Consider the following 19,753-nt stretch of genomic DNA (forward strand, 5'->3'; position numbering starts at 1 on the left):
AATCAATAGTGGTAGTTTTATGGTACGTTTTTTGTATCAACATATTTGTTACAAGAATTTTTATTGATAACCAATAATATGGAATATTTAACAATAATCACGATTTATAATGCATTCTATGAATATTAGAATAAATTTGATTAATTATTTATATCTGACTTAATTTCAAAGTGTTAGATATAAATAAATTATTAAATTAGTTATTGCAAAAAGAGAATATTAAATTTTTCCCTTCTATATATTAACTCCATTTCTAGGTTTACGTTTCATCCCACGAAGTATTTGTGCGGATTGTTCCTGATAGGATAGAGGTTGACTTTGTTTTTTGCCAGCCTCTATCCATTTAAGGAGCTCATCCTCATAGAAATATAATTTTTTACCACGTTTATAGGTTGGGATGAGACCTGTACGAGCAAGTCTATAGATTGTCGGTTTTGATTTTTGGATAAGTATGCTAGCCTTATCTATGTCAATTAGTTGATGCTGATTATCCGGTTTCTGTGCTTGTAAGGTTTCAACTAATTGATAAATTTTCTCTACTTGTTCTGTTAAATAGCTTACAGCCTGCGGAAGTTTGTCGAATGTGATAGGTTCTTTTGTCATACTATCTGTTTTTGCTTTTGAGGATTAATATTTGTTGATGCAGTATTTAGAATATAAAGTCTGATTTATTGAATTATATCTGGATTTAATTTAATCAGGCATTCTGTTTCTGAGTGAGACATCTTTTTGATTATCGTGTTGATTTCATTTTCTTTCATGGTATCAGCAAATACTTTTTTAATGAATTCTGCTGTATATGAACGTCGTTTACCTAATGCTTTACCTATGTTCCAACCCAAATGCATAACATCTATAGCTTTCAATTTTGAATCTACTTTTATAGGAATAATTTCGATAGCAGTTTTTTCCTGAAAGAAATCTGAAATATAAGCACAGAGGCGCTGCAGATTTTCTTGGCTTGTATAAGCAGCCATCGTTTGATGGATGTATATATGTACTAACTCTAGCTTTTTATCGTTCGTACGTTTCTGTTCTGTAATAGTATTCGAACGGAGTTTTTCATATTCCATAAATGTTTGTTCTTGCGCAATCACAGAATCATTAAGATGTTCATGGATAGACAAAGATTTGCTATGATGACATAAATATATAATTATCTCATATAATGCAATTTGCATTGATATATATAATCCTGTAGATATTATAAAGACCGATATAAAAATAATATTTGAGCTGAACTGATCAAAGCCTGCATTGATTGCTTCAATGCGTATAGCAAGTGCCATAAGAAGTAATGTTCCAGCTACACTAGAATCTAAAATAAAATATTCAAATTTCTTCAAATACATAAGCCATATGTTTAACTGTTCGTAAGCAAAGGTAATGTTTACTGATTATGTATTATCAGAAAATGACAAGAGTGACATCAGACTTCATCAAACGTCACTAATTGTCATAAATAGTTTGATTATTATTGGAAAGTAAGAAGTGTTCAGATGAGATAGGGGCGGATTAATTTATGGGATTGAATATAAGACATGAATTTATAACTTATCATATAATAAACAAAAGTGGTATTCTTTCTATATTATATGATAAGTTATGCTATAATTCTAATAATCGTTCCGCTAATGGCGCATAATACTTTTGTACTTCTTCAGCTGTTGGGGTATGACCGCCAGGAAAGTGGTATGAATATTTATAATGCATTAAAAATAAAGGCTCAAAGTGTGCCAGATGGTCATTCTCACCAAATATTCCCCATATATTTTCTTGGTTAGCTACCTGACAATTGTCCCATTGATGCTGTTGAAGTTCTGCGAATTCATCAATCAATGTTTGGTTAATGACAAGCTGCTGATTTCCGTTAGCTCGTGGTGATTTGTATTCATGCGAACCAATACGTTCCATCAAGAAGCGTGTCATTTCGAAATGAGGATTTCCGAGTAAAGCAGGGATATTGTTTTTAGATGCTACTATCTGTGCCAAAAACGAGCCATTACTGTTTCCTACCAATATATCAGGTTGTTCTTGGTTGCACAATCTTTGGATAAAGTCGAGAGCTTCCTGTGGATGCAGGGGTAAGTCTGGACTCAAGACTGTTGCCTTACCGCTGAAATATTCTTTCAAGGCAAGCGCTGGGATACATGTACCTGATGCAAAGAAACCGTGAAGGAAAAGAATTTTCTGTACCATAATCAACAACCGCTTCCGTCAATATTACATGTTGCTCCTTCATTAATAGGACGTGAACGTAATCCGGCATCTTCTGGATTCAAAGTAACTGTACCGTCTTCCAATACAAAGCAAGGAATTCCAACGGCTCCAACACTTTTGGCTTCATTAAAGGCTGGATGATGATCCCGTAATCTCAAGAATGCTTTCAAATCTCTTACGTGTTGACCAATATCGATGACCTCATATTGGTTATTACCTTTTACTTGTTCTTCTACATACGTACAATCCGGACAAGTTTCCATTCCATATATTTTTATCATAGCTGTAGTTATTCATTTAAAGACTCAATTTTCTTCAAAGATAGCGATTCTGTCAGATAAAGCAAACATAAAAACAGGTCATATCCGATAGATTTATCAGATATAACCTGTTATAGATAAGATAAGAGTTATATTATTTCAACGAAATCTTATTCGCTGTCTCTCGTTTTTTCGAATTGACCAAATCAGCATAAATCTGTGTGGTCGAAACATTTTTGTGAGTAAGCATTTTTGATACTGTGTAAATGTCTGTGCCTAAAGAGATTTGTATGACGGCGTACGAATGACGGAAGCAGTGGAAGGTTATGTGTTTTTTGATTCCGGCTTCCGAAATCCATTGCTTGAGAGGTTGATTCGTCATAGCTCTGGTCAGTCCTTTAAATACTCGGCCTGAACCAGGAATACCACATAGTTCCAATGCTTCGTTACTGATGGGGAGAGTGGCTTCCGTCTCTGTCTTTTCTGTACAAATTCTGATGTAATAGCCATTGTCAGGACCGACTTCAATATTATCCCATGTAAGCTGTAAAATATCGCTGATACGAAGACCGGTCATACAGGAGAATAATGAAGCTTGTTTCAGTACAGGAATCTTGCATGGTGTAGCGGCCAGTTTCTTAACTTCTGCTAATGTGAGATACTGCTTTTTGACTTCTTTCCATTCAATCTTGTCTATGAAGTCATTTAGATTTTCACGTAGCATCTTCTCTTGATAAGCTATTTTCAGTAATGCACGGAAAGTTGAAAAATAACCAGCTGCCGAATTCCTCGAAACGCTGATATTAGGATGACGGATTTGTTTACAGTTCAGTAAATACTGCCTAAACTTCTGGCAAAGCTCTACCGTTACATCGCCGAAAGTACAATAGCCGTTTACAAACTTTTCAAAATGCTGGTAAACGCAGTCCCATTTGTGATACTTCAGTTTTGCTTTCTCACGAAAATAGGCAAGGAAGTCAGCTTTCATTTTGTGTTTGTCAAGAAATCCAAACTCCTCATTAACGATTGCCTGTACTCTGATACAACGAATGGCTTCAGCCTTACTCAGCATCTCGTTGTTGAAATCACGTTCAATCTCATTTTTAGGACGGGCATAGATATAAATGCCAAGATATTCCCTGCGGCTCATTTTCATTGTGTACGGATTGCGAATAGCCGGATAATAGTCCAGGTAGAGAGAAATTCTGCCGTTACTGATAACTCTTTGTCTCAATGTTACGTTAGTACATGTAAGTGCCATAAGATTAATGTTTTTGGTTGATAAATTATTATTATCGGTACAAATTAAACTGGTGTTTTCTTGGTGAATACTCACACCGGGAAATAACTTATACCGGGATTATTCAATGATAGGATCTTCAAACAAATTATCGAGCTCAGGTTTGGATATAAGAGTATATTTTCCCTTTTTAATCTTGGGAATTTGATGATACTTGGTATAATGGTATAGCTGGTCTCTTGTTATTTTGAATTTTTCCATAGCTTCTCGAACTGTATAGTATTTGGGTTCTTCAGCCTGACGTATTCCCTTTGCTATATCGAAGTGCTTTTTTGAATAGTATACAGTAATACCAACCTTCTTTTTCGGAATGACATTTTTATAAACAAAAGAGTATATAGCATTAAGACTCATTTGAAATTTGTCCTGTACTTCTTGCACACTATACCATTCTGGAATGTCTGCATCTGGAGCCTTCGAGGAAAAATAAGCATCAACATGCTTTTTACTCCAGTAAGTCTTACCCCGATTGAACGTTTTGGGAATTTTATTTTTCTTAGCCATCACAAATATCCATGATTCGCTAACATTGAATTTTTCTATAATTTCAGCTGTAGTATAAAATTCTGTGATTGCTTGTTTTTCCTTAGGTGGCAACTTAAAATCTGCAGGATGATTAAACATATTGTTTATGTCATCTTTGCTTAAAAGAAATTTAGTTCCTATACGTGTTGCTTTTAGATCGCCTCGTTTAAGGTAACCATATATTGTTGGTCTTGTTACTCCAAGATAAATTGCAGTTTCTGTAATAGTCAGAAAAGGTTTGTCTTTAATCTTCTCAATAGGTTTTTCTGTAACAATTTTTTCAGTTAAATTATTATTGGCAATTATTGCTGCATCACGCTTACGTTTCTTATATAATGCGTTTCCACACTTATGGGAACAACAATTTGTCGTCGTTTTGTAGGCAATAAATTCTTTACCGCACCAGGCACAAATTCTTTTAATTTCAATTCTACTTTTCATTTTATTTCGCTTTATTTCACCCAATAATCTGTATAATCCCGTAAAATTCTGTAAAATGGCGTAAACTCACTCCACAATCTGTCCAGCGTAAAATGCCAGAATTTTGCTTCGTGGTACAAAAACGGTACAAAAAGATGATGTGCAAAGCTTATAAATGACTAATATTGACAGTAGAGCAACAAAAAAGGCGCCCCGTAAAGAGCGCCATATCAATCGATTATAATCAATTTAACTCATTGATAATCAGATAGTTACTTGCCGATGCAGAAATTCCTGAATATATTCTCCAATACCTCATCGTTTGTAATTTCTCCACCTACAATTTCTGCCAGGTGGAACAGGCATTCGCGTAAATCCTGACTTACCAGATCACCAGATAGGCCTATTGACATACCTTCCTGTACACGGTGGATGGATTCTAGGGCATGGGATAGGGCTTCGTAATGACGGATATTGCTTACCACTACATCACTTTGTGTCACTTCAGGAAGTGCTGCCATATTTACCAATACATTTTGCAATTCGGATATTCCCTGCTTTTGCTTTGCAGAAATAAATATTGCTTCAGTATTTTCCGGCAATATGCCAGGTAGGGTAGAATGCACGTTTTCTGCCATATCGCATTTATTCATTACGAGTATAAGTTTCTTGTCATTACAGCGTGGCAAGACTTTTTCTTTCAGAGTTTCAATTTGTGCTTCTGCCTCTGTGCTGTCTACCACCCATAGCACAATTGATGCCTGATCCAGTTTCTGAAAACTTCGTTCTATACCTATGCTTTCAATCATGTCTGTTGTTTCCCTTATACCTGCCGTATCGATAAATCTGAACAGTATTCCGTTGATGTTCATGGTGTCTTCTATCACATCTCTGGTAGTGCCATGAATATCGCTCACTATAGCCCTGTCTTCATTTAGCAGTGCATTGAGCAATGTTGATTTACCCGCATTGGTTTCTCCTATTATGGCTACAGGTATTCCATTCTTTATAGCATTACCCACTGTGAATGATTCCACAAGTCTTTTTATCACTGTTTCCACTTGTCCTGCTATTTGTACAAGTTCGCTTCTGTCGGCAAATTCCAGTTCTTCATGATCGCTGAAGTCTAGTTCCAACTCCATCAGCGACGTAAGGTGCAGGAGCTTTTCTCTTAATGCCGAGAGTTCTTTGCTGAAACCTCCACGCATCTGACTCATTGCCATACGGTGTGTGGCTGCCGATGTGGAAGATATAAGGTCTGCCACTGCTTCGGCCTGGCTCAAATCCATCTTACCGTTCAGAAACGCACGTTGCGTAAATTCTCCGGGACCGGCTGCACGACATCCGTTCTTGATTAAAAGTTGCATCACTTGCTGAAGTATATACGATGAACCGTGGCATGATATTTCTGTAGAATCCTCGCCGGTATATGAATGTGGTGCCTTGAACAGGCTTACCAGTACCTCGTCTATTATTTCACCGTTTTCTCCATATATGTTCCCGAAAGTCAGTGTATATGGTTTCCTGTCCGAAAATGCAGCTCCACTGATAGGCTTAAATATTTTGTCGGTGATGCTTATGGCTTCTTTGCCGGACACTCTTATAGTTCCTATGGCTCCTCCTTGTGCAGTTGCTATGGCACATATTGTATCGTCTGTATACAGAATATTCATATGTATTGAATCAGTATAAATTTTTTACTATCAGATTTACTATTTTTTCCAGATATATACGGTCGGTCTCGTCAAATGTGTCTAGTTTATCACTATCTATGTCAAGCACACCTACTACATTTGCATTATGCATCATCGGTACTACTATTTCCGAGCGCGACAATGAACTACACGCTATGTGGCCTGGAAATTTATCCACGTCGGCTACTATTTGGGTTCTTTCTTCGCTCCATGCTGTTCCGCATACGCCTCTTCCTTTTTTTATTCTGTAGCAAGCCACACTTCCCTGAAATGGTCCTAACACCAGTTCTCCATTGTCGATAAGATAAAAGCCAATCCAGAAAAAATCGAATGCCTCTTTTAATGCGGCTGTTGTATTGGCCAGAACACTTATGATATTCTTTTCTCCTTCTATGAGATATGAGAACTGCTCTATGAAATGTATGTATTTCTCCTCCTTGCCAATATTTTTCTCTTGTTTGAAGCTTTTTTCCATTATATTCTTTCTAAAACCAGTTTTATCAAATCATCAATTTTGTTTTTATATCCGGTATTTGCCTCCTTTACTCTTCTGTTGGCTATAACCATGCACACTGTTGTGGCTTTATGTCCCAATAATCTGGCCAATCCTGCTAGTGCAGAACTTTCCATCTCAAAATTGGTTATTTTTCTACCTTCATATTGAAATGATTCTATTTTTTCATTCTGATGTGGGTCTGCCAACGGTATACGGAGTTTCCTTCCTTGTGGTCCGAAAAATCCTCCACAGGCCACTGTGATACCTCTTACAATATCATCACCCGCTATACGTTCCACCATCTCTTCGTTGGCATGTATGGCATACGGTGCAGGTGCACACATATTTCCCGTCCATCCCAGATGATTAAGCAGTGCCCTTTCCATAGGCAGGTCGCAAACGGTATTTCTTCCTTCGTAGAAGTTCAGCAATCCGTCGAACCCTACAGATACTTCCGAGCATATGAAACTGCCTAAAGGAGTATATTCCTGAAGCCCTCCGCAAGTGCCTATTCTTACAATCTCCAACGATTTGAGTTCCTGTTTCTCAGTCCTTGTCATGAAGTCGATGTTTGCCAGGGCATCCAGTTCGTTCATCACTATATCTATATTGTCGCATCCTATTCCGGTAGACACTACAGATATTCGTTTGCCTTTGTAGCTTCCTGTTATGGTTTTAAACTCCCTGCTTTCTATCTCACATTCTTTATTGTCGAAATGCGAAGCCACAAGAGCCACACGTCCCGGGTCGCCCACCAGAATTACTTTATCTGCCAGCTGTCCGGGTTTCACATGTAGATGGAATATAGAACCGTCATCGTTGATAATCAGTTCCGATGGTGCAAAATACTCTTTCATGATATTATTGTTTCAGTTCGGTGTTTCTTATTTTGTTTGCAGTGTTTTCTATTTCCGTTCTCAAGTTTTCCACTCTTCTTTCCTTATCCAGAATTCCGGGTTTTATCGCTTCCTTTGCACTGCTGTTGGCTTTTATATATTTTTTTCTGAGTATTTCCAGCTCTTTTTCCAGAGTTTCCAGGTCATTCTGCATATTGGTCATTTCCTGGAACATTTTTTTCGATTCTGCTTTGCTGAAATGCTTCATCGACGTATATATTCTGTTGTCATTGACTATGAAGATGAAGTCATTCTCTTTCTTCCGTTTTTTTCCGCTGCCATACGAGACTTTTGCAAGTCTTTGTTTGGCGTATATTATTTCATTTTTGTCATTCTGTGTCAATGAAATGTTATCAAGTTTGGCCAGCGAAATCATTTTTGCCTTGTCCATTTCATCATAGTTGTATGTACGTTTTGTTTCATTCGGGATGAACACATACACACATACTTTCCCTTCAGGCTGGAATCTGTCAGAAGCAAACCATCCCAGCTGATTATATTCGTCGATGGCAAGCATATAATCATTGTATACCGAATTGAAAGGATATCCCAGATCATCCGGCTTGAAATAGGAATTTTCGTCAGAGTCGGCTCTGGTTATATATATGTCATACCCACCAAGGTTGTCATCACTTTTTGCGGCAAAGTATAGAGTAGTACCGTCTGATTCCAGGAACGGGAAGTTTAGTTCTGTCACTTCTTCATTTATGCCTCTCAGTTTTTGTGGCTTGCTCCATTTGTCGATGAGTTTTACACTGGCATATAGCTTTTTATTACCGTTTTCGTCTTTTGCCGACACTATTTTTTTGTCTCCCATTTCGTTTACGAATTCAGTAGCTATGTCATCTCCTTCGGCTTCTGTTATTTCTATGCTGCCTGCCTGGCTTCCCAGTTTGTATACGTCAAGTAAGTTTTGTTTGTCTACCACGAAACTGTCTATCACCGTAATATTCTCCACGCTTCTTATCAGTCTTTCGCCTTTACGGTACTTGGTCATCAGCTCTTCTGCCTCTTTTGTGCTTCTGTTCTTTTTCTCAAGCCAGTAGATGTGTTGTTCCAGGTTTTCTATCGCATCTTCATACCTGTACAAGTCATAATAAGCCTTACTTACATACAGATATGCGTTTATCACCTTTCGTGCAGCACTTTTTTCCAGATAAGGCAATCCTTCCATCATTTCGCCTGTCTCATAGCAGCATGCTCCGTACCAGAAGTTATAGCTGGCATTCGATGGCGATTGTTTCACCAGCTTTTTGAATACAGGTTTTGCTTTTTCAAATTCTCCTTGCGTAAACCATCTCTGTGCTTGGCTCAGAGTTTGTGCATTAATGCCTGTTGCTATCATCGACAGCACTATGGCTGCCATCTTTATCTTTAATTTAGTCATAATCTATTGAAGTTTTATATCGTTACATACAGCTTTTAGTTATCAAAAATACAAAAAACTTCAGAATTATCGTTTTTTATATATTCAATTTTTAATTTTCTTCTTTAAATCGCAGTTTTCTTGTACTTTTGCAGCCGCATTTTTATAGTGATATATGGCTAAACAGACAGAAGATGATAAAATATTGTATCGTATCAACAAGCGCTTTCTCAAGGGTATAGTTGATTACGGTCTTATAACGGATGGCGATAAGATTCTTGTAGGACTTTCCGGAGGTAAGGATTCTATGGCATTGCTTGAACTTCTTGCTCTTCGTTCGCGTATTTACAAGCCTCGTTTTTCTGTGGTTGCTGTTCATGTGGAGATGAGCAATATAGAGTATAAGTCGGACATCTCTTACCTTGAGAGCTTTTCGCGCTCATTAGGTGTTCCTTTCATTACATACACTACATCTTTCGATCCTACTACAGACACCCGCAAGTCGCCATGCTTCTTATGTTCGTGGAACCGTCGTAAGGCTTTGTTCATCGTAGCCAAGGAACAAGGCTGCAACAAGATAGCACTGGGCCATCACATGGACGACATTCTGGAGACTTTGCTTATGAACATGACCTTCCAGGGTGCTATCAGTACAATGCCCCCAAGTCTGGTAATGCGTAAGTTTGATATGACTATCATCCGACCGATGTGTCTGCTGCATGAGTCCGATTTGATAGAGATGGCACGTATTCGTAGCTACAGGAAGCAGATAAAGAACTGTCCGTACGAGAAAGACTCACACCGTTCGGACATGAAGGAAGTCCTTAGACGTCTTGAAGAAATGAATCCCGAGGCCAGATACAGCTTATGGAGCAGTATGAATAATATACAGACTGATATGCTACCCATCGTTACTTCTTCACGAATACATAGTGAACCGGAGACAGACGGTGGAACAAATAACTAACAAACAACTAACAACAAATAACTAACAACTAAAAGACATGTTATCACAAGGAATTTTCTCAGTATTATTGCTGATTTTGTCAAACATTTTCATGACATTTGCATGGTATGGTCATCTCAAGATGCGCGAATACAGCTGGTTTGAATCATTACCCCTCATAGGAGTGATAGCATTCAGTTGGGCAATAGCATTTTTCGAGTATTGTCTTCAGGTTCCGGCCAACCGTCTTGGGTTTCGCGAGAGTGGGGGACCATTCGATATCATGCAGCTCAAGGTCATTCAGGAGGTCATCACACTCGTAGTGTTTACCGTTTTTTCTGTCATTGCCTTTAAGATGGAACTCAAATGGAACCACCTAGCAGCATTCTGTTGCCTTATATTGGCAGTGTATTTCATATTCAAGAAATAAGTAGGAAAACGCTTTGTCGTTTCATGTAAAACTCCTTGTAGTTTTTTTGTGTAGAACTACAAGGAGTTTTTTTTGCGTGTGATATGTGTGTCAGCCCACGGCTGTGCTATTCCACTGAGTATCTCATCTTTCTTATTCTTTCCTGTTCCGCTCGTTTTTCTGCTTCTCTTTTCTCTTTCTCCCTCATGTATATATAAATGCTGTCCATGCTTACCGGCAGTTCTTCCAGCATTTTTTTTTCATTGGCTTTCATCTCGTCTTCCTTGTCTTTTCTGGCTTTTGCAGCCTTCGCTTTCCTGACCTCCCATCTGAAGTTTCTTTTCACCTTGTCAGGTTCTCTTTCCTTGTCGGCCTCCTTATTGGCCTTTTCCAGATACACTTTTCTCAGAGTATCTCTTTTTGTGGATATGACCATTTCTATTTCTGCCTTCATGGAATCCGTCATTACCGGAATGTCGTACACTATTGCCGTATCCTTGGCTTTCGAATAATCAAATACCGGTACTGTCATTCCGTCGTAGAAAGTAGGGAATTTCAGGCTGTCGGCCAGTGTAGGCTGATATTTCTGATATATTTTCCATGCATTGGCATGCTTGCTGTTATGTTTCAGCATTCTTCCCCGTGCAGTGAGGTTGTAGTATACGAATCCCATTATGTCCAGTCCGCCTATTACCGCTCCGGCTCCTCTTATACGCATTCCGTCGCTTATTATTCCTGCAGATGGAGCAATGGTCTTGCCATAGTTTTCACCGAATTCTCCAAACGGATTGATGGTCCATGAAATCTTGTATTCCTTCTTTTTGCCGAACACCATTACGTCGTACACCGGGTCCTCTCCAAATTTTGTCCATATAGAGTAGGGTAGCATCCTTATGTATCCCGTCGGTTTCCTCACCTTTGTAGTGTCTGTCAGACTTTTCGGTACAGCCAGGTCGCTTTTAAACTTCATCCACGACTTTTCCAGCGGGGCTTCCATAGGCTTGTTCAGTTCGCTCTCCATTTCCGGCATAAAATCGAATTTAATCAGTTTTATGGCTTCTTCATTAAGTTTCAGTTCGCTTTCTTCTCCTATATTCTTGAAGTCATTCTTGAAATCCGTGTTCAGCTGCTGTGCCACTATTGGCGTTGAAGTCATAATGGTAACCGCCAGATAGGCTGTTTTATATATAGAGTCCTTGTTCATCTCCTTACACATTTCATTTTACCCTTCCGCCTTGCATCCAGTGCTTGTCGTAATATCTTTCTTTCAGGCTGCTCACCACTACGCCTACACTTGTCGAAGCATGAACAAATCTTCCGTCCTTAAGATATATGCCTACGTGCGAAGCTCTCCTTTTTTTCTTTCCATTATGGAAGAACACCAGATCGCCTTCTTTAAGATTTCTTTTTGCCACCTTATAGCAATCTTCATCCCTTTGTTCTTCTGCGCCCCTGCTGAGTCTTTTCCCGTATACCGTTCTGTATATTGCTGATGTAAATCCGGAACAGTCCACTCCCTTTTTCGATGTACCTCCGTATCTGTAAGGAGTGCCAATCCATTCCGATGCTTCCACGTACAGCTTGTGGTTATCTTTCAAGTCGATATCCATATCCAGCCTTATAGCCGCTGCAGCCAGGTCTCTGAAATCATAGCTCATTCTGTGTGTTCCGCAGGATGTCATCGTCATGATTATCCCGCATACCACCATTATTTTAATGTATTTGTATATTTTTCCCGTACTCATTTCTATATTTACAATCGTTATATCACAAAAGTAGCTATAAGTTTCATACCTCGCAGTTCTGTTTGCACAATTTAGTTACTATTTAACAATATTCCGAGAATGTGCTGTTACTTTAAAAACAAACGGGAGACGGTATAACCACATTAATGGCTTTCCGTCTCCCGTTGTTATGCAGATATGATTACTGCTTATTTTTCTACCGGCGAGTTCATGCTCACTTCAATCATGTTCTTCTGTCCAAAGAAATCTTTGGCAAACTTCTTCAGGTCGTTTATTGCAACTCCGTTTACAGTAGCTTCGTAACCGGTATTCATATCCAGACCTTCCCAAAGTTTTTCGCTCAATACACCCATCCAGTAAGAGTTTTCTTTCTGGTTCTGCTGGTATGTCTTAAGCATATATTCCTTCACCTTGTTCAGGTCTTCAGCTTTTGGTCCTTGGGCGATGAAGTCCTGTATACCCTTGTTTATAAGCTCTACCATCTGAGGTCTGCGTTCAGGGTCAGTGTCGAAATAAATCTGGAACACACCTTCTTCTTCAGGATATTTGTTAAGCGAGCCATTGCATGACACACCGTATGTACCACCTGCTTCTTCTCTCACAGTCTGAGTGTAAAGAATGTTCAGCAATTGTCCCAGCATGCTCATCATAACTACATTCTTCTGTGTGTATTTGCATTTTCCGCTTGCCACCATCAGAACAGACGATTTAGCTGTTTCCATCTCTCTTGTGAAGTTGTTTTCGTACAGTCCCTTTCTGATGTCAGGATTTACGTCGCGGAACTGTTCTTTACGTTTCACCGAAGGCAGACTTCCCAGATATTTCTCTATCAGTGGTGTAGCAGTAGCTTCATCTATATTTCCCACCATAACGAATGTAAAGTCGCTGGCATCTGCAAATCTGTCTTTATACAGTTCCATCACTTTGCTGTAGTCTATCTTTTCAAGTGTTTCCGGTTTAACGTTTACCACTCTTGGGTGTCTGTTATACAGTGCCACACTTATAGAGTCGCTGAATGCAGTGTTAGGGTCAGCTTCTGCATTGGCCAGCGCAGCCTTGTTTCTGTTTATGAATGAGTCGAAAGCATCCTGATCCATTCTTGGAGCGGTAAATCTCAGATAAGTAAGCTGCAGCATAGTCTCCATATCCTTAGGCGAGCAAGAACCGCTTATGCCTTCAGTCAGACTGTTTACATATGCCGAAGCCGAAGCCATCTTACCTGCAAGCACCTTGTCCAGGTCAACATTGCTGAAGTTGCCCAATCCGCCAAGACTTGCTATCTGGTTTATCAGTTTGAACTGTACAGCATCCTTATCGTCAAACATCGAAGTACCACCTGTACTGAATGCCTGCACCTTCACTTCGTCAGCCTTGAAATCAGTTTTCTTTATCACCACCTTGACTCCGTTGCTCAGTGTCAGTATCTTGCTTCCGAATGGTCCGTTCTCTGTCTTCACCACTTTTCCTCCTGCAGGGAGTTCCTTCATAAGCGGTTCATCCGATACCTTATCCACATACGCTTTAAGTTTTGCACTCTTCACGTTGTCTATCACAGCTTTCAGTTCAGCCTCAGTAGGATATTTCATACCATCTTTTTCAGGACAGAACACACTTACCACGATGTTCTTTTCGCCTATAATCTCTTTCACCATCTGGTTGATAGCTTCTACAGGGATATTAGGAACAATCTGGTTCATTATTGCATATTCGTTTTCTATACCCGGCATAGGCTCGTTGTCGATGAAGTGTCTCACATATTCGTTCACATACTGTGCGTTTCTCATCTTGTCCTTTTCGTTGTAAGCCGATTCCAATGCTCTCAGGTAGTCAGCCTTTGCTCTGGCATATTCGCTGGCAGTAAAGCCGAACTGTCTTACTCTTTCTATTTCAGTCATCAAAGCCTCTGTAGCACTCAGGATACCGTTTTCCTTTGCAACAGCCAGTCCCAGGAATGCTCCCTTTGTTTTAGCCAGAAGATAATTTCCGTCTTCTGCATAAGCTTCGATAAACGGAGGTTCAGGCTTCTGTGTCAATTCAGCAAGTCTGGCATTCAGCATATTTCCCACCATAGAAGTCATATAGTTCATCGCCAGATAACCCATATTGTTCTTCATTTCGTTAGGCACTGCATCATGCTTGTGGAATACATAAATCACAGGCACCTGCTGTTCTTTATCCTTAGCCACAGCTATCAGCGGTTCGTCATTGTCTGGCACCGGATAATAGATTCTTTCAGCGGCATTTTCCGGCATTTCGATAGGGGAGAACATCTTTTTGATTTTCTCTTCCACCTTGTTCACGTCTATATCACCCACAACGATGATACCCTGCTGGTCCGGTCTGTACCACTTTTCGTAATAGTCTTTCAGAGCCTGATAAGGGAAATTGTCTACCACCTCCATTGTACCGATAGGCAGACGATATGCATACTTACTGTCCTTATACATTACAGGGAACACCTTTTCGTACATACGCATCATAGCTCCCGTTCTGGTTCTCCATTCTTCGTGTATTACCTTACGTTCCTTGTCTATCTCTTCGTGGTCCAGAGTCAGGTCGTTAGCCCAGTCGTGCAGAATAAGCAGACATGAGTCCACAACACCCTCTCTTGCCACCGGAACATTTGATATGTTGTACACTGTCTCGTCTATCGAAGTATACGCATTCAGGTTTACTCCGAATTTCACGCCGATAGTTTCCAGATACTCTCTCAGCAGATTTCCGGGATAGTTTGTTGTACCGTTGAAGCACATATGTTCCAGGAAGTGAGCCAATCCTCTCTGATTGTCCTCTTCCAGAATAGAACCCACCTTCTGTGCTATATAGAAATCAGCCTGATTTTCCGGCATCTCGTTATGCCTGATGTAATAAGTAAGTCCGTTTTCCAGTTTTCCTACACGCACATTTGGGTCTGTAGGAATAGGAGGCATCTGCTGTGCAAAGCCCGATGTCATACCGCCTATGAAAATTATCATAGCGGCCGATTTTTTCAAGAAATTCATGATATGTAATTAATAATTAACAATTAACAATTAACAATTAATAATTAATAATTAATAAATTAGAACCGGAGGTAAATTAAAAATTAAAATTGATGACATGCATTCGTTTTTAATTATTAATTCTTTATTTATTCAAGAATCTCTCCGCTTCAATAGCAGCCTTACATCCACTTCCGGCAGCAGTTATAGCCTGTCTGTAGTGAGGGTCAGCCACATCACCTGCTGCAAAGACTCCCGGAACTCCTGTTCTTGGGGTATTTCCTTCAGTAATGATATATCCCACTTCGTCAGTCTTCACCCAAGGCTTGAAAATGTCAGAGTTAGGTTTGTGTCCTATAGCCAGGAAGAATCCGTCAATAGCCACATCATATCTCACTTCATCAGCTTCGCCCATTCTTTTTACTACGTGCATACCTTCTACACCGTTTTCGCCATACAGTCCCACTGCATTGTGTTCAAACAGCACTTTTATTTTCGGATTGTTCATCACTCTTTCCTGCATTATCTGCGAAGCTCTCAGATATGGTTTTCTCACTATCAGATACACTTCGCTTGCCAGACTTGCCAGATAGATGGCCTCTTCGCATGCAGTATCACCGCCGCCCACTACAGCCACTTTCTTCTTTCTGTAGAAGAAACCGTCGCAAGTGGCACATGCGCTTACACCCATTCCGGCATATTTCTTTTCATCTTCCAGTCCCAGATATTTGGCTGTTGCACCGGTCGAGATAATCACTGCATCTGCTGTAATTTCTTTCTCTCCGTCCACTTCGAATGTATAAGGAGCCTTGCTCAAGTCTGCTTTTGTCACGATACCGTTTCTTATGTCGGCACCAAACTTTTCAGCCTGTTTTCTCAGGTCATCCATCAGCACTGGTCCTGTCACACCCTCCGGATATCCGGGGAAATTTTCCACTTCGGTAGTTGTTGTCAACTGTCCTCCCGGTTGCAATCCTTCGTATAGTACAGGACTGAGGTTTGCTCTTCCTGTATATATAGCGGCAGTATATCCTGCCGGTCCTGATCCTATGATCAGGCATTTCACATGTTCTGTTGCCATATAAAACTGTTTTGTTGTTTATTAATTATAAATCTCTCTTATCTCAAATCTATTATCTCCACATCCGGATACTTCTTGTCATCAAATCTGAACATGCTGTCATCCGTCTGTTTCGATGTAATCTTCTTTATTACTATTTCCTGCGTACCGTTGTTTCCGGTTTCTATAGCTATATACACAGGTTCCATTCTTGCGTTCACGTCAATCACTATTTTTCTCAAGTCCTGTTCTGTCTCAGGCGTCATCACCACTTCCTGACATGACACTCCGTTTCTGCTCTTCTTTCCGGCATATGCATAGTCGAATCCGTTTTTATACATACCCATCATAGCATACGGATTTATAGCCTGCAGCTCCTCCTGAGTAGGTGTAGATACATTCACCTCGGCATTGTCTTTCACATAGCTCCACAGTGTCTTTCCGTCGAACCAGCTCTTGATGCCTCCGCAGTCAAGCACAAATTTCTCGCCTTTCAGTGTAATTACACCTTCCACAGTCCCTCCAAACACAATTTCCGTGCCCTTTGCTTTACTGTAGTTCTCGGCCACAGCATCCAGCACTTCCTTCGCTTTGGCATCCTTCTGTGCAAAACATTGAAGTGTAACTAGTAATAATATTGATGATATAATATGTCTCATTCTTAATTGTTATTTCTTAACTGGCTAAGTCTCATCTGCAGGTCATTCTCGTCTATACATAGAACGTCTCTGGCCTTGCTTCCGTTAGCCGGTCCCACTATACCTGCTCTTTCCAGCTGGTCCATTATACGTCCGGCTCTGTTATATCCAAGCGACATCTTTCTCTGAATGAGCGAAGTCGAACCCTGCTGATGATATATAATCAGTCTTGCCGCTTCCTCAAACATAGGGTCCAGTCTGTTCATGTCCACATCGGCAGCTCCGCTAGGTTCTGCATTCTCGTCCACATATTCAGGCAGTTCGAATGCAGTAGGGTAGCCCTGCTGCTTGCTTATATATTCCGAAATCTTTTCCACTTCCGGTGTATCTACGAATGCACATTGCACACGTACCGGGTCATTACCCTGCAGATAGAGCATATCACCCTTACCTATAAGCTGCTGTGCCCCCGGTCTGTCCAGAATAGTTCTTGAGTCCATCATCGAAGCCACTCTGAAAGCCACACGGGCCGGGAAGTTGGCTTTGATAGTACCCGTAATGATGTTGGTGGTAGGTCTCTGTGTAGCAATGATAGCATGAATACCCACCGCACGTGCCAGCTGCGCTATACGGCAGATAGGGAGTTCCACCTCTTTGCCGGCAGTCATTATCAGGTCGCCGAACTCATCTATTATAATCACTATATATGGCATGAACTTATGTCCGTTGGCCGGATTAAGCTGCCTGTTTATAAACTTAGCGTTATACTCCTTGATATTTCTGCATCCGGCCTTCTTCAGCAAGTCATATCTGGTATCCATTTCCACACACAGCGAATTCAGAGTCTGCACCACCTTTGTCACGTCGGTAATTATGGCATCTTCAGCATCCGGCAGTTTGGCCAGGAAGTGTCTCTCTATCGGAGCATAAATGGCAAATTCCACCTTCTTAGGGTCGATAATCACGAATTTCAGTTCGCTGGGATGTTTCTTATACAGCAGCGAAGTTACTATAGCATTCAGTCCCACAGATTTACCCTGACCAGTAGCACCGGCCACAAGCATATGCGGAGCCTTGGCCAGGTCCACCATAAACACCTCGTTCGTAATAGTCTTACCCAGTGCAATAGGCAGTTCGAACGTACTTTCCTGAAATTTCTTGCTGGCCAGAACAGAGCTCATAGGTACTATTTTAGGACTGGCGTTAGGCACCTCTATACCTATAGTACCTTTTCCCGGTATCGGAGCTATAATACGTATACCCAATGCCGAAAGGCTCAATGCTATATCATCTTCCAGATTTCTTATTTTCGATATTCTCACTCCCTCAGCCGGAGTAATTTCATATAGAGTCACTGTAGGGCCCACATTGGCTTTTATTGAAGAAATCTCTATGCCGAAACTTCTCAGCACCTGAATAATCCTGTTCTTGTTGGCATTCTGTTCCTCCATGTCGATGCTTGGTCCGTCGTCAGGATATGCCTTCAGCAGGTCCAGGGTAGGGAATTTATAGAGTTCCAGATCCAGTCTAGGGTTGTATGGCACATTTAAGTCACCCCTCACAGTCTCTTCCTCCTTCGTTTCCTCTATTTCGAAAGCCGGTTCTTCATCAGCCTTTTCAGATGTTTTTGCCTCCTGCTCTATAATTCTTTTTGCGTTTACAGGAACATCATCCAGATCCAGTTCTATGCTGTTGTCCGTATAATTCACATCGTCGCTATACACCTCTTCGGCATAAGTCTCAGTCTCATCATCCCTCATATGGTCAGCATATTTCTTATCTTCGGTTTCTGCTGTTTCTTCAGCCTTAATGTCTGCATCAGCTTCATAGTTCTCCTCATGCACATCATCGTCTGCCTCAGTCTTTTCCTCATCTTTATCGCTGTCATCTTTTCTGCCGAATATTTTTCCCAGCAGTCCCCCGGGCATCAGTTTCTCGCTCCATTTCTTTTTCTCTTCCTTCACTTCCTCAGCCTGTTCCTCAGCCTTATCCTCTTCATCGGCCTGCACTTCTTCATCAGGTTCAACAGTCACAGTATCCGGTTTTGCTTCTTCTGCAGCCACTTTTTCCGTCTCCTCGTCTTTCTTTCTCAGGTTTGGATGCAATACTGTCCTCACCACCTCCATTGTCTGTCGTCTTATGGCAATACCTATTATAATACCGCAGAATAACAGCAGCAGTATCAGTCCCGGCACTCCGATGTACGATTCTATCCATTGCGATACGTTATACCCGTGCAGACCTCCTGCATAGATAAACGAGTCGGAATTTCCGAAAATAAATCCCAGGGTCACTGACATCCAGTACATAATGCTCATACATCCCAGGAACCATTTCCACACAGTGAAGTTATATGCCCTCATCAATTTTGTGCCGGCTATAAGTAGCACTATTACAATGAAATACGCCGGAATTCCGAAGCAACCGTTTATCATGAATTCAGCCAGTCTTGCTCCGGCCGGTCCGGTATGGTTCTGCACCACTTCAGTCTCTCCGGTAGCACTCACTCCCGTCACACTCTGGTCAGCACCACCTGCCGACAGGAAAGAAGTGAATGCCAGAAACATATACACTCCGAACATAAGGCACATCAGTCCCCCTATAAAGTGACCGGTTTCCCCATTCAGAGCCGATTTTATCTTATGTGCTTTTTCGTCATGTTTCTTTATATCTGATTTTTTGTTTTTACTGTCCTTTTTTGCGCTCATATTGTTTGTAAATTTGTGTTCCACTACAAAAATTCTTCATGCAAAGATAATACAAACATCACTAAATATGTCATTAAAACCCGATAAAA

18 protein-coding genes are annotated in these 19,753 nt (G+C 40.6%); 2 read left to right on the plus strand and 16 right to left on the minus strand.

Annotation, left to right across the window (positions count from 1 at the left end):
* Positions 1-234 precede the first annotated feature (234 nt).
* The 10 genes from I6E11_RS07720 to I6E11_RS07765 all read right to left on the minus strand — a co-directional run bounded on the left by I6E11_RS07720 (position 235) and on the right by I6E11_RS07765 (position 9,198).
* A complete protein-coding gene (locus tag I6E11_RS07720) occupies positions 235-603 on the minus strand; it encodes a helix-turn-helix domain-containing protein (RefSeq protein ID WP_204463053.1) in 369 nt (122 codons plus the stop codon).
* A gap of 65 nt (positions 604-668) precedes the next feature.
* Positions 669-1,352 carry a hypothetical protein gene (locus I6E11_RS07725; protein WP_204463055.1) on the minus strand — a complete coding sequence of 228 codons (684 nt, stop codon included), beginning with the start codon at positions 1,350-1,352 and terminating at the stop codon, positions 669-671.
* A gap of 256 nt (positions 1,353-1,608) precedes the next feature.
* Positions 1,609-2,199, minus strand: a complete 591-nt coding sequence (locus tag I6E11_RS07730; protein ID WP_204463057.1) for a YqiA/YcfP family alpha/beta fold hydrolase — start codon at positions 2,197-2,199, stop codon at positions 1,609-1,611.
* A 2-nt stretch (positions 2,200-2,201) separates the two neighbouring features.
* A complete protein-coding gene (locus I6E11_RS07735; RefSeq protein ID WP_117887529.1) occupies positions 2,202-2,501 on the minus strand; it encodes a glutaredoxin-related protein in 300 nt (99 codons plus the stop codon).
* A 133-nt stretch (positions 2,502-2,634) separates the two neighbouring features.
* The gene (locus tag I6E11_RS07740; protein ID WP_071149436.1) at positions 2,635-3,741 is read right to left on the minus strand and encodes a site-specific integrase; all 1,107 of its coding nucleotides are present in this window, start codon (positions 3,739-3,741) and stop codon (positions 2,635-2,637) included.
* 99 nt (positions 3,742-3,840) lie between these two features.
* A complete protein-coding gene (locus I6E11_RS07745; protein ID WP_204483025.1) occupies positions 3,841-4,746 on the minus strand; it encodes a helix-turn-helix domain-containing protein in 906 nt (301 codons plus the stop codon).
* A gap of 251 nt (positions 4,747-4,997) precedes the next feature.
* Positions 4,998-6,398 carry a tRNA uridine-5-carboxymethylaminomethyl(34) synthesis GTPase MnmE gene (gene mnmE, locus I6E11_RS07750; protein ID WP_235337469.1) on the minus strand — a complete coding sequence of 467 codons (1,401 nt, stop codon included), beginning with the start codon at positions 6,396-6,398 and terminating at the stop codon, positions 4,998-5,000.
* Positions 6,399-6,408: 10 nt separating this feature from the next.
* The gene (locus I6E11_RS07755) at positions 6,409-6,894 is read right to left on the minus strand and encodes a GAF domain-containing protein (protein ID WP_235337471.1); all 486 of its coding nucleotides are present in this window, start codon (positions 6,892-6,894) and stop codon (positions 6,409-6,411) included.
* Positions 6,894-7,772, minus strand: coding sequence for a nucleoside phosphorylase (locus I6E11_RS07760; protein ID WP_235337473.1), 879 nt, complete (start codon positions 7,770-7,772; stop codon positions 6,894-6,896). Before I6E11_RS07760 ends, I6E11_RS07755 begins: the two co-directional genes overlap by 1 nt.
* Positions 7,773-7,776: 4 nt before the next feature.
* Entirely contained in the window at positions 7,777-9,198 is a 1,422-nt protein-coding gene (locus I6E11_RS07765) for a tetratricopeptide repeat protein (RefSeq protein ID WP_235337475.1), read from the minus strand.
* Positions 9,199-9,352: 154 nt separating this feature from the next.
* Between I6E11_RS07765 and I6E11_RS07770 the strand changes: the two genes are divergently transcribed.
* On the plus strand, positions 9,353-10,144 hold the full coding sequence (locus I6E11_RS07770; protein WP_235337477.1) for a PP-loop family protein: 792 nt from the start codon (positions 9,353-9,355) through the stop codon (positions 10,142-10,144).
* 37 nt (positions 10,145-10,181) lie between these two features.
* A complete protein-coding gene (locus tag I6E11_RS07775; RefSeq protein WP_235327909.1) occupies positions 10,182-10,553 on the plus strand; it encodes a DMT family protein in 372 nt (123 codons plus the stop codon).
* A 106-nt stretch (positions 10,554-10,659) separates the two neighbouring features.
* Here the strand turns inward: I6E11_RS07775 and I6E11_RS07780 are convergent, their stop codons facing one another.
* The 6 genes from I6E11_RS07780 to I6E11_RS07805 form a co-directional block, all read right to left on the minus strand.
* Positions 10,660-11,736, minus strand: a complete 1,077-nt coding sequence (locus I6E11_RS07780) for a DUF4858 domain-containing protein (protein WP_235337479.1) — start codon at positions 11,734-11,736, stop codon at positions 10,660-10,662.
* Positions 11,737-11,749: 13 nt separating this feature from the next.
* Positions 11,750-12,262 (minus strand): C40 family peptidase, encoded by a 513-nt coding sequence (locus tag I6E11_RS07785; protein ID WP_394800113.1) that lies wholly within the window; start codon positions 12,260-12,262, stop codon positions 11,750-11,752.
* Positions 12,263-12,465: 203 nt separating this feature from the next.
* A complete protein-coding gene (locus I6E11_RS07790) occupies positions 12,466-15,279 on the minus strand; it encodes a M16 family metallopeptidase (protein ID WP_262911687.1) in 2,814 nt (937 codons plus the stop codon).
* 124 nt (positions 15,280-15,403) lie between these two features.
* Complete coding sequence (trxB, locus tag I6E11_RS07795) at positions 15,404-16,339, minus strand: thioredoxin-disulfide reductase (RefSeq protein ID WP_235337481.1); 936 nt, start codon at positions 16,337-16,339, stop codon at positions 15,404-15,406.
* A 38-nt stretch (positions 16,340-16,377) separates the two neighbouring features.
* Complete coding sequence (locus I6E11_RS07800) at positions 16,378-16,977, minus strand: outer membrane lipoprotein periplasmic chaperone LolA1 (RefSeq protein ID WP_235337482.1); 600 nt, start codon at positions 16,975-16,977, stop codon at positions 16,378-16,380.
* A 2-nt stretch (positions 16,978-16,979) separates the two neighbouring features.
* A complete protein-coding gene (locus tag I6E11_RS07805) occupies positions 16,980-19,664 on the minus strand; it encodes an FtsK/SpoIIIE family DNA translocase (protein ID WP_317221511.1) in 2,685 nt (894 codons plus the stop codon).
* Positions 19,665-19,753 lie beyond the last annotated feature (89 nt).

It is taken from the genome of Bacteroides caecigallinarum (assembly GCF_021531075.1).
GTDB lineage: Bacteria > Bacteroidota > Bacteroidia > Bacteroidales > Bacteroidaceae > Phocaeicola > Phocaeicola caecigallinarum_B.

Coding starts and splice junctions, on each gene's coding strand:
- I6E11_RS07765 (WP_235337475.1), bottom strand. CDS start 9,198: ATGACTAAATTAAAGATAAAGATGGCAGCCATAGTGCTGTCGATGATA.
- I6E11_RS07790 (WP_262911687.1), bottom strand. CDS start 15,279: ATGAATTTCTTGAAAAAATCGGCCGCTATGATAATTTTCATAGGCGGT.
- I6E11_RS07775 (WP_235327909.1), top strand. CDS start 10,182: ATGTTATCACAAGGAATTTTCTCAGTATTATTGCTGATTTTGTCAAAC.
- I6E11_RS07805 (WP_317221511.1), bottom strand. CDS start 19,664: ATGAGCGCAAAAAAGGACAGTAAAAACAAAAAATCAGATATAAAGAAA.
- trxB (WP_235337481.1), bottom strand. CDS start 16,339: ATGGCAACAGAACATGTGAAATGCCTGATCATAGGATCAGGACCGGCA.
- I6E11_RS07720 (WP_204463053.1), bottom strand. CDS start 603: ATGACAAAAGAACCTATCACATTCGACAAACTTCCGCAGGCTGTAAGC.
- I6E11_RS07760 (WP_235337473.1), bottom strand. CDS start 7,772: ATGAAAGAGTATTTTGCACCATCGGAACTGATTATCAACGATGACGGT.
- I6E11_RS07770 (WP_235337477.1), top strand. CDS start 9,353: ATGGCTAAACAGACAGAAGATGATAAAATATTGTATCGTATCAACAAG.
- I6E11_RS07725 (WP_204463055.1), bottom strand. CDS start 1,352: ATGTATTTGAAGAAATTTGAATATTTTATTTTAGATTCTAGTGTAGCT.
- I6E11_RS07740 (WP_071149436.1), bottom strand. CDS start 3,741: ATGGCACTTACATGTACTAACGTAACATTGAGACAAAGAGTTATCAGT.
- mnmE (WP_235337469.1), bottom strand. CDS start 6,398: ATGAATATTCTGTATACAGACGATACAATATGTGCCATAGCAACTGCA.
- I6E11_RS07730 (WP_204463057.1), bottom strand. CDS start 2,199: ATGGTACAGAAAATTCTTTTCCTTCACGGTTTCTTTGCATCAGGTACA.
- I6E11_RS07755 (WP_235337471.1), bottom strand. CDS start 6,894: ATGGAAAAAAGCTTCAAACAAGAGAAAAATATTGGCAAGGAGGAGAAA.
- I6E11_RS07735 (WP_117887529.1), bottom strand. CDS start 2,501: ATGATAAAAATATATGGAATGGAAACTTGTCCGGATTGTACGTATGTA.
- I6E11_RS07745 (WP_204483025.1), bottom strand. CDS start 4,746: ATGAAAAGTAGAATTGAAATTAAAAGAATTTGTGCCTGGTGCGGTAAA.
- I6E11_RS07780 (WP_235337479.1), bottom strand. CDS start 11,736: ATGAACAAGGACTCTATATATAAAACAGCCTATCTGGCGGTTACCATT.
- I6E11_RS07800 (WP_235337482.1), bottom strand. CDS start 16,977: ATGAGACATATTATATCATCAATATTATTACTAGTTACACTTCAATGT.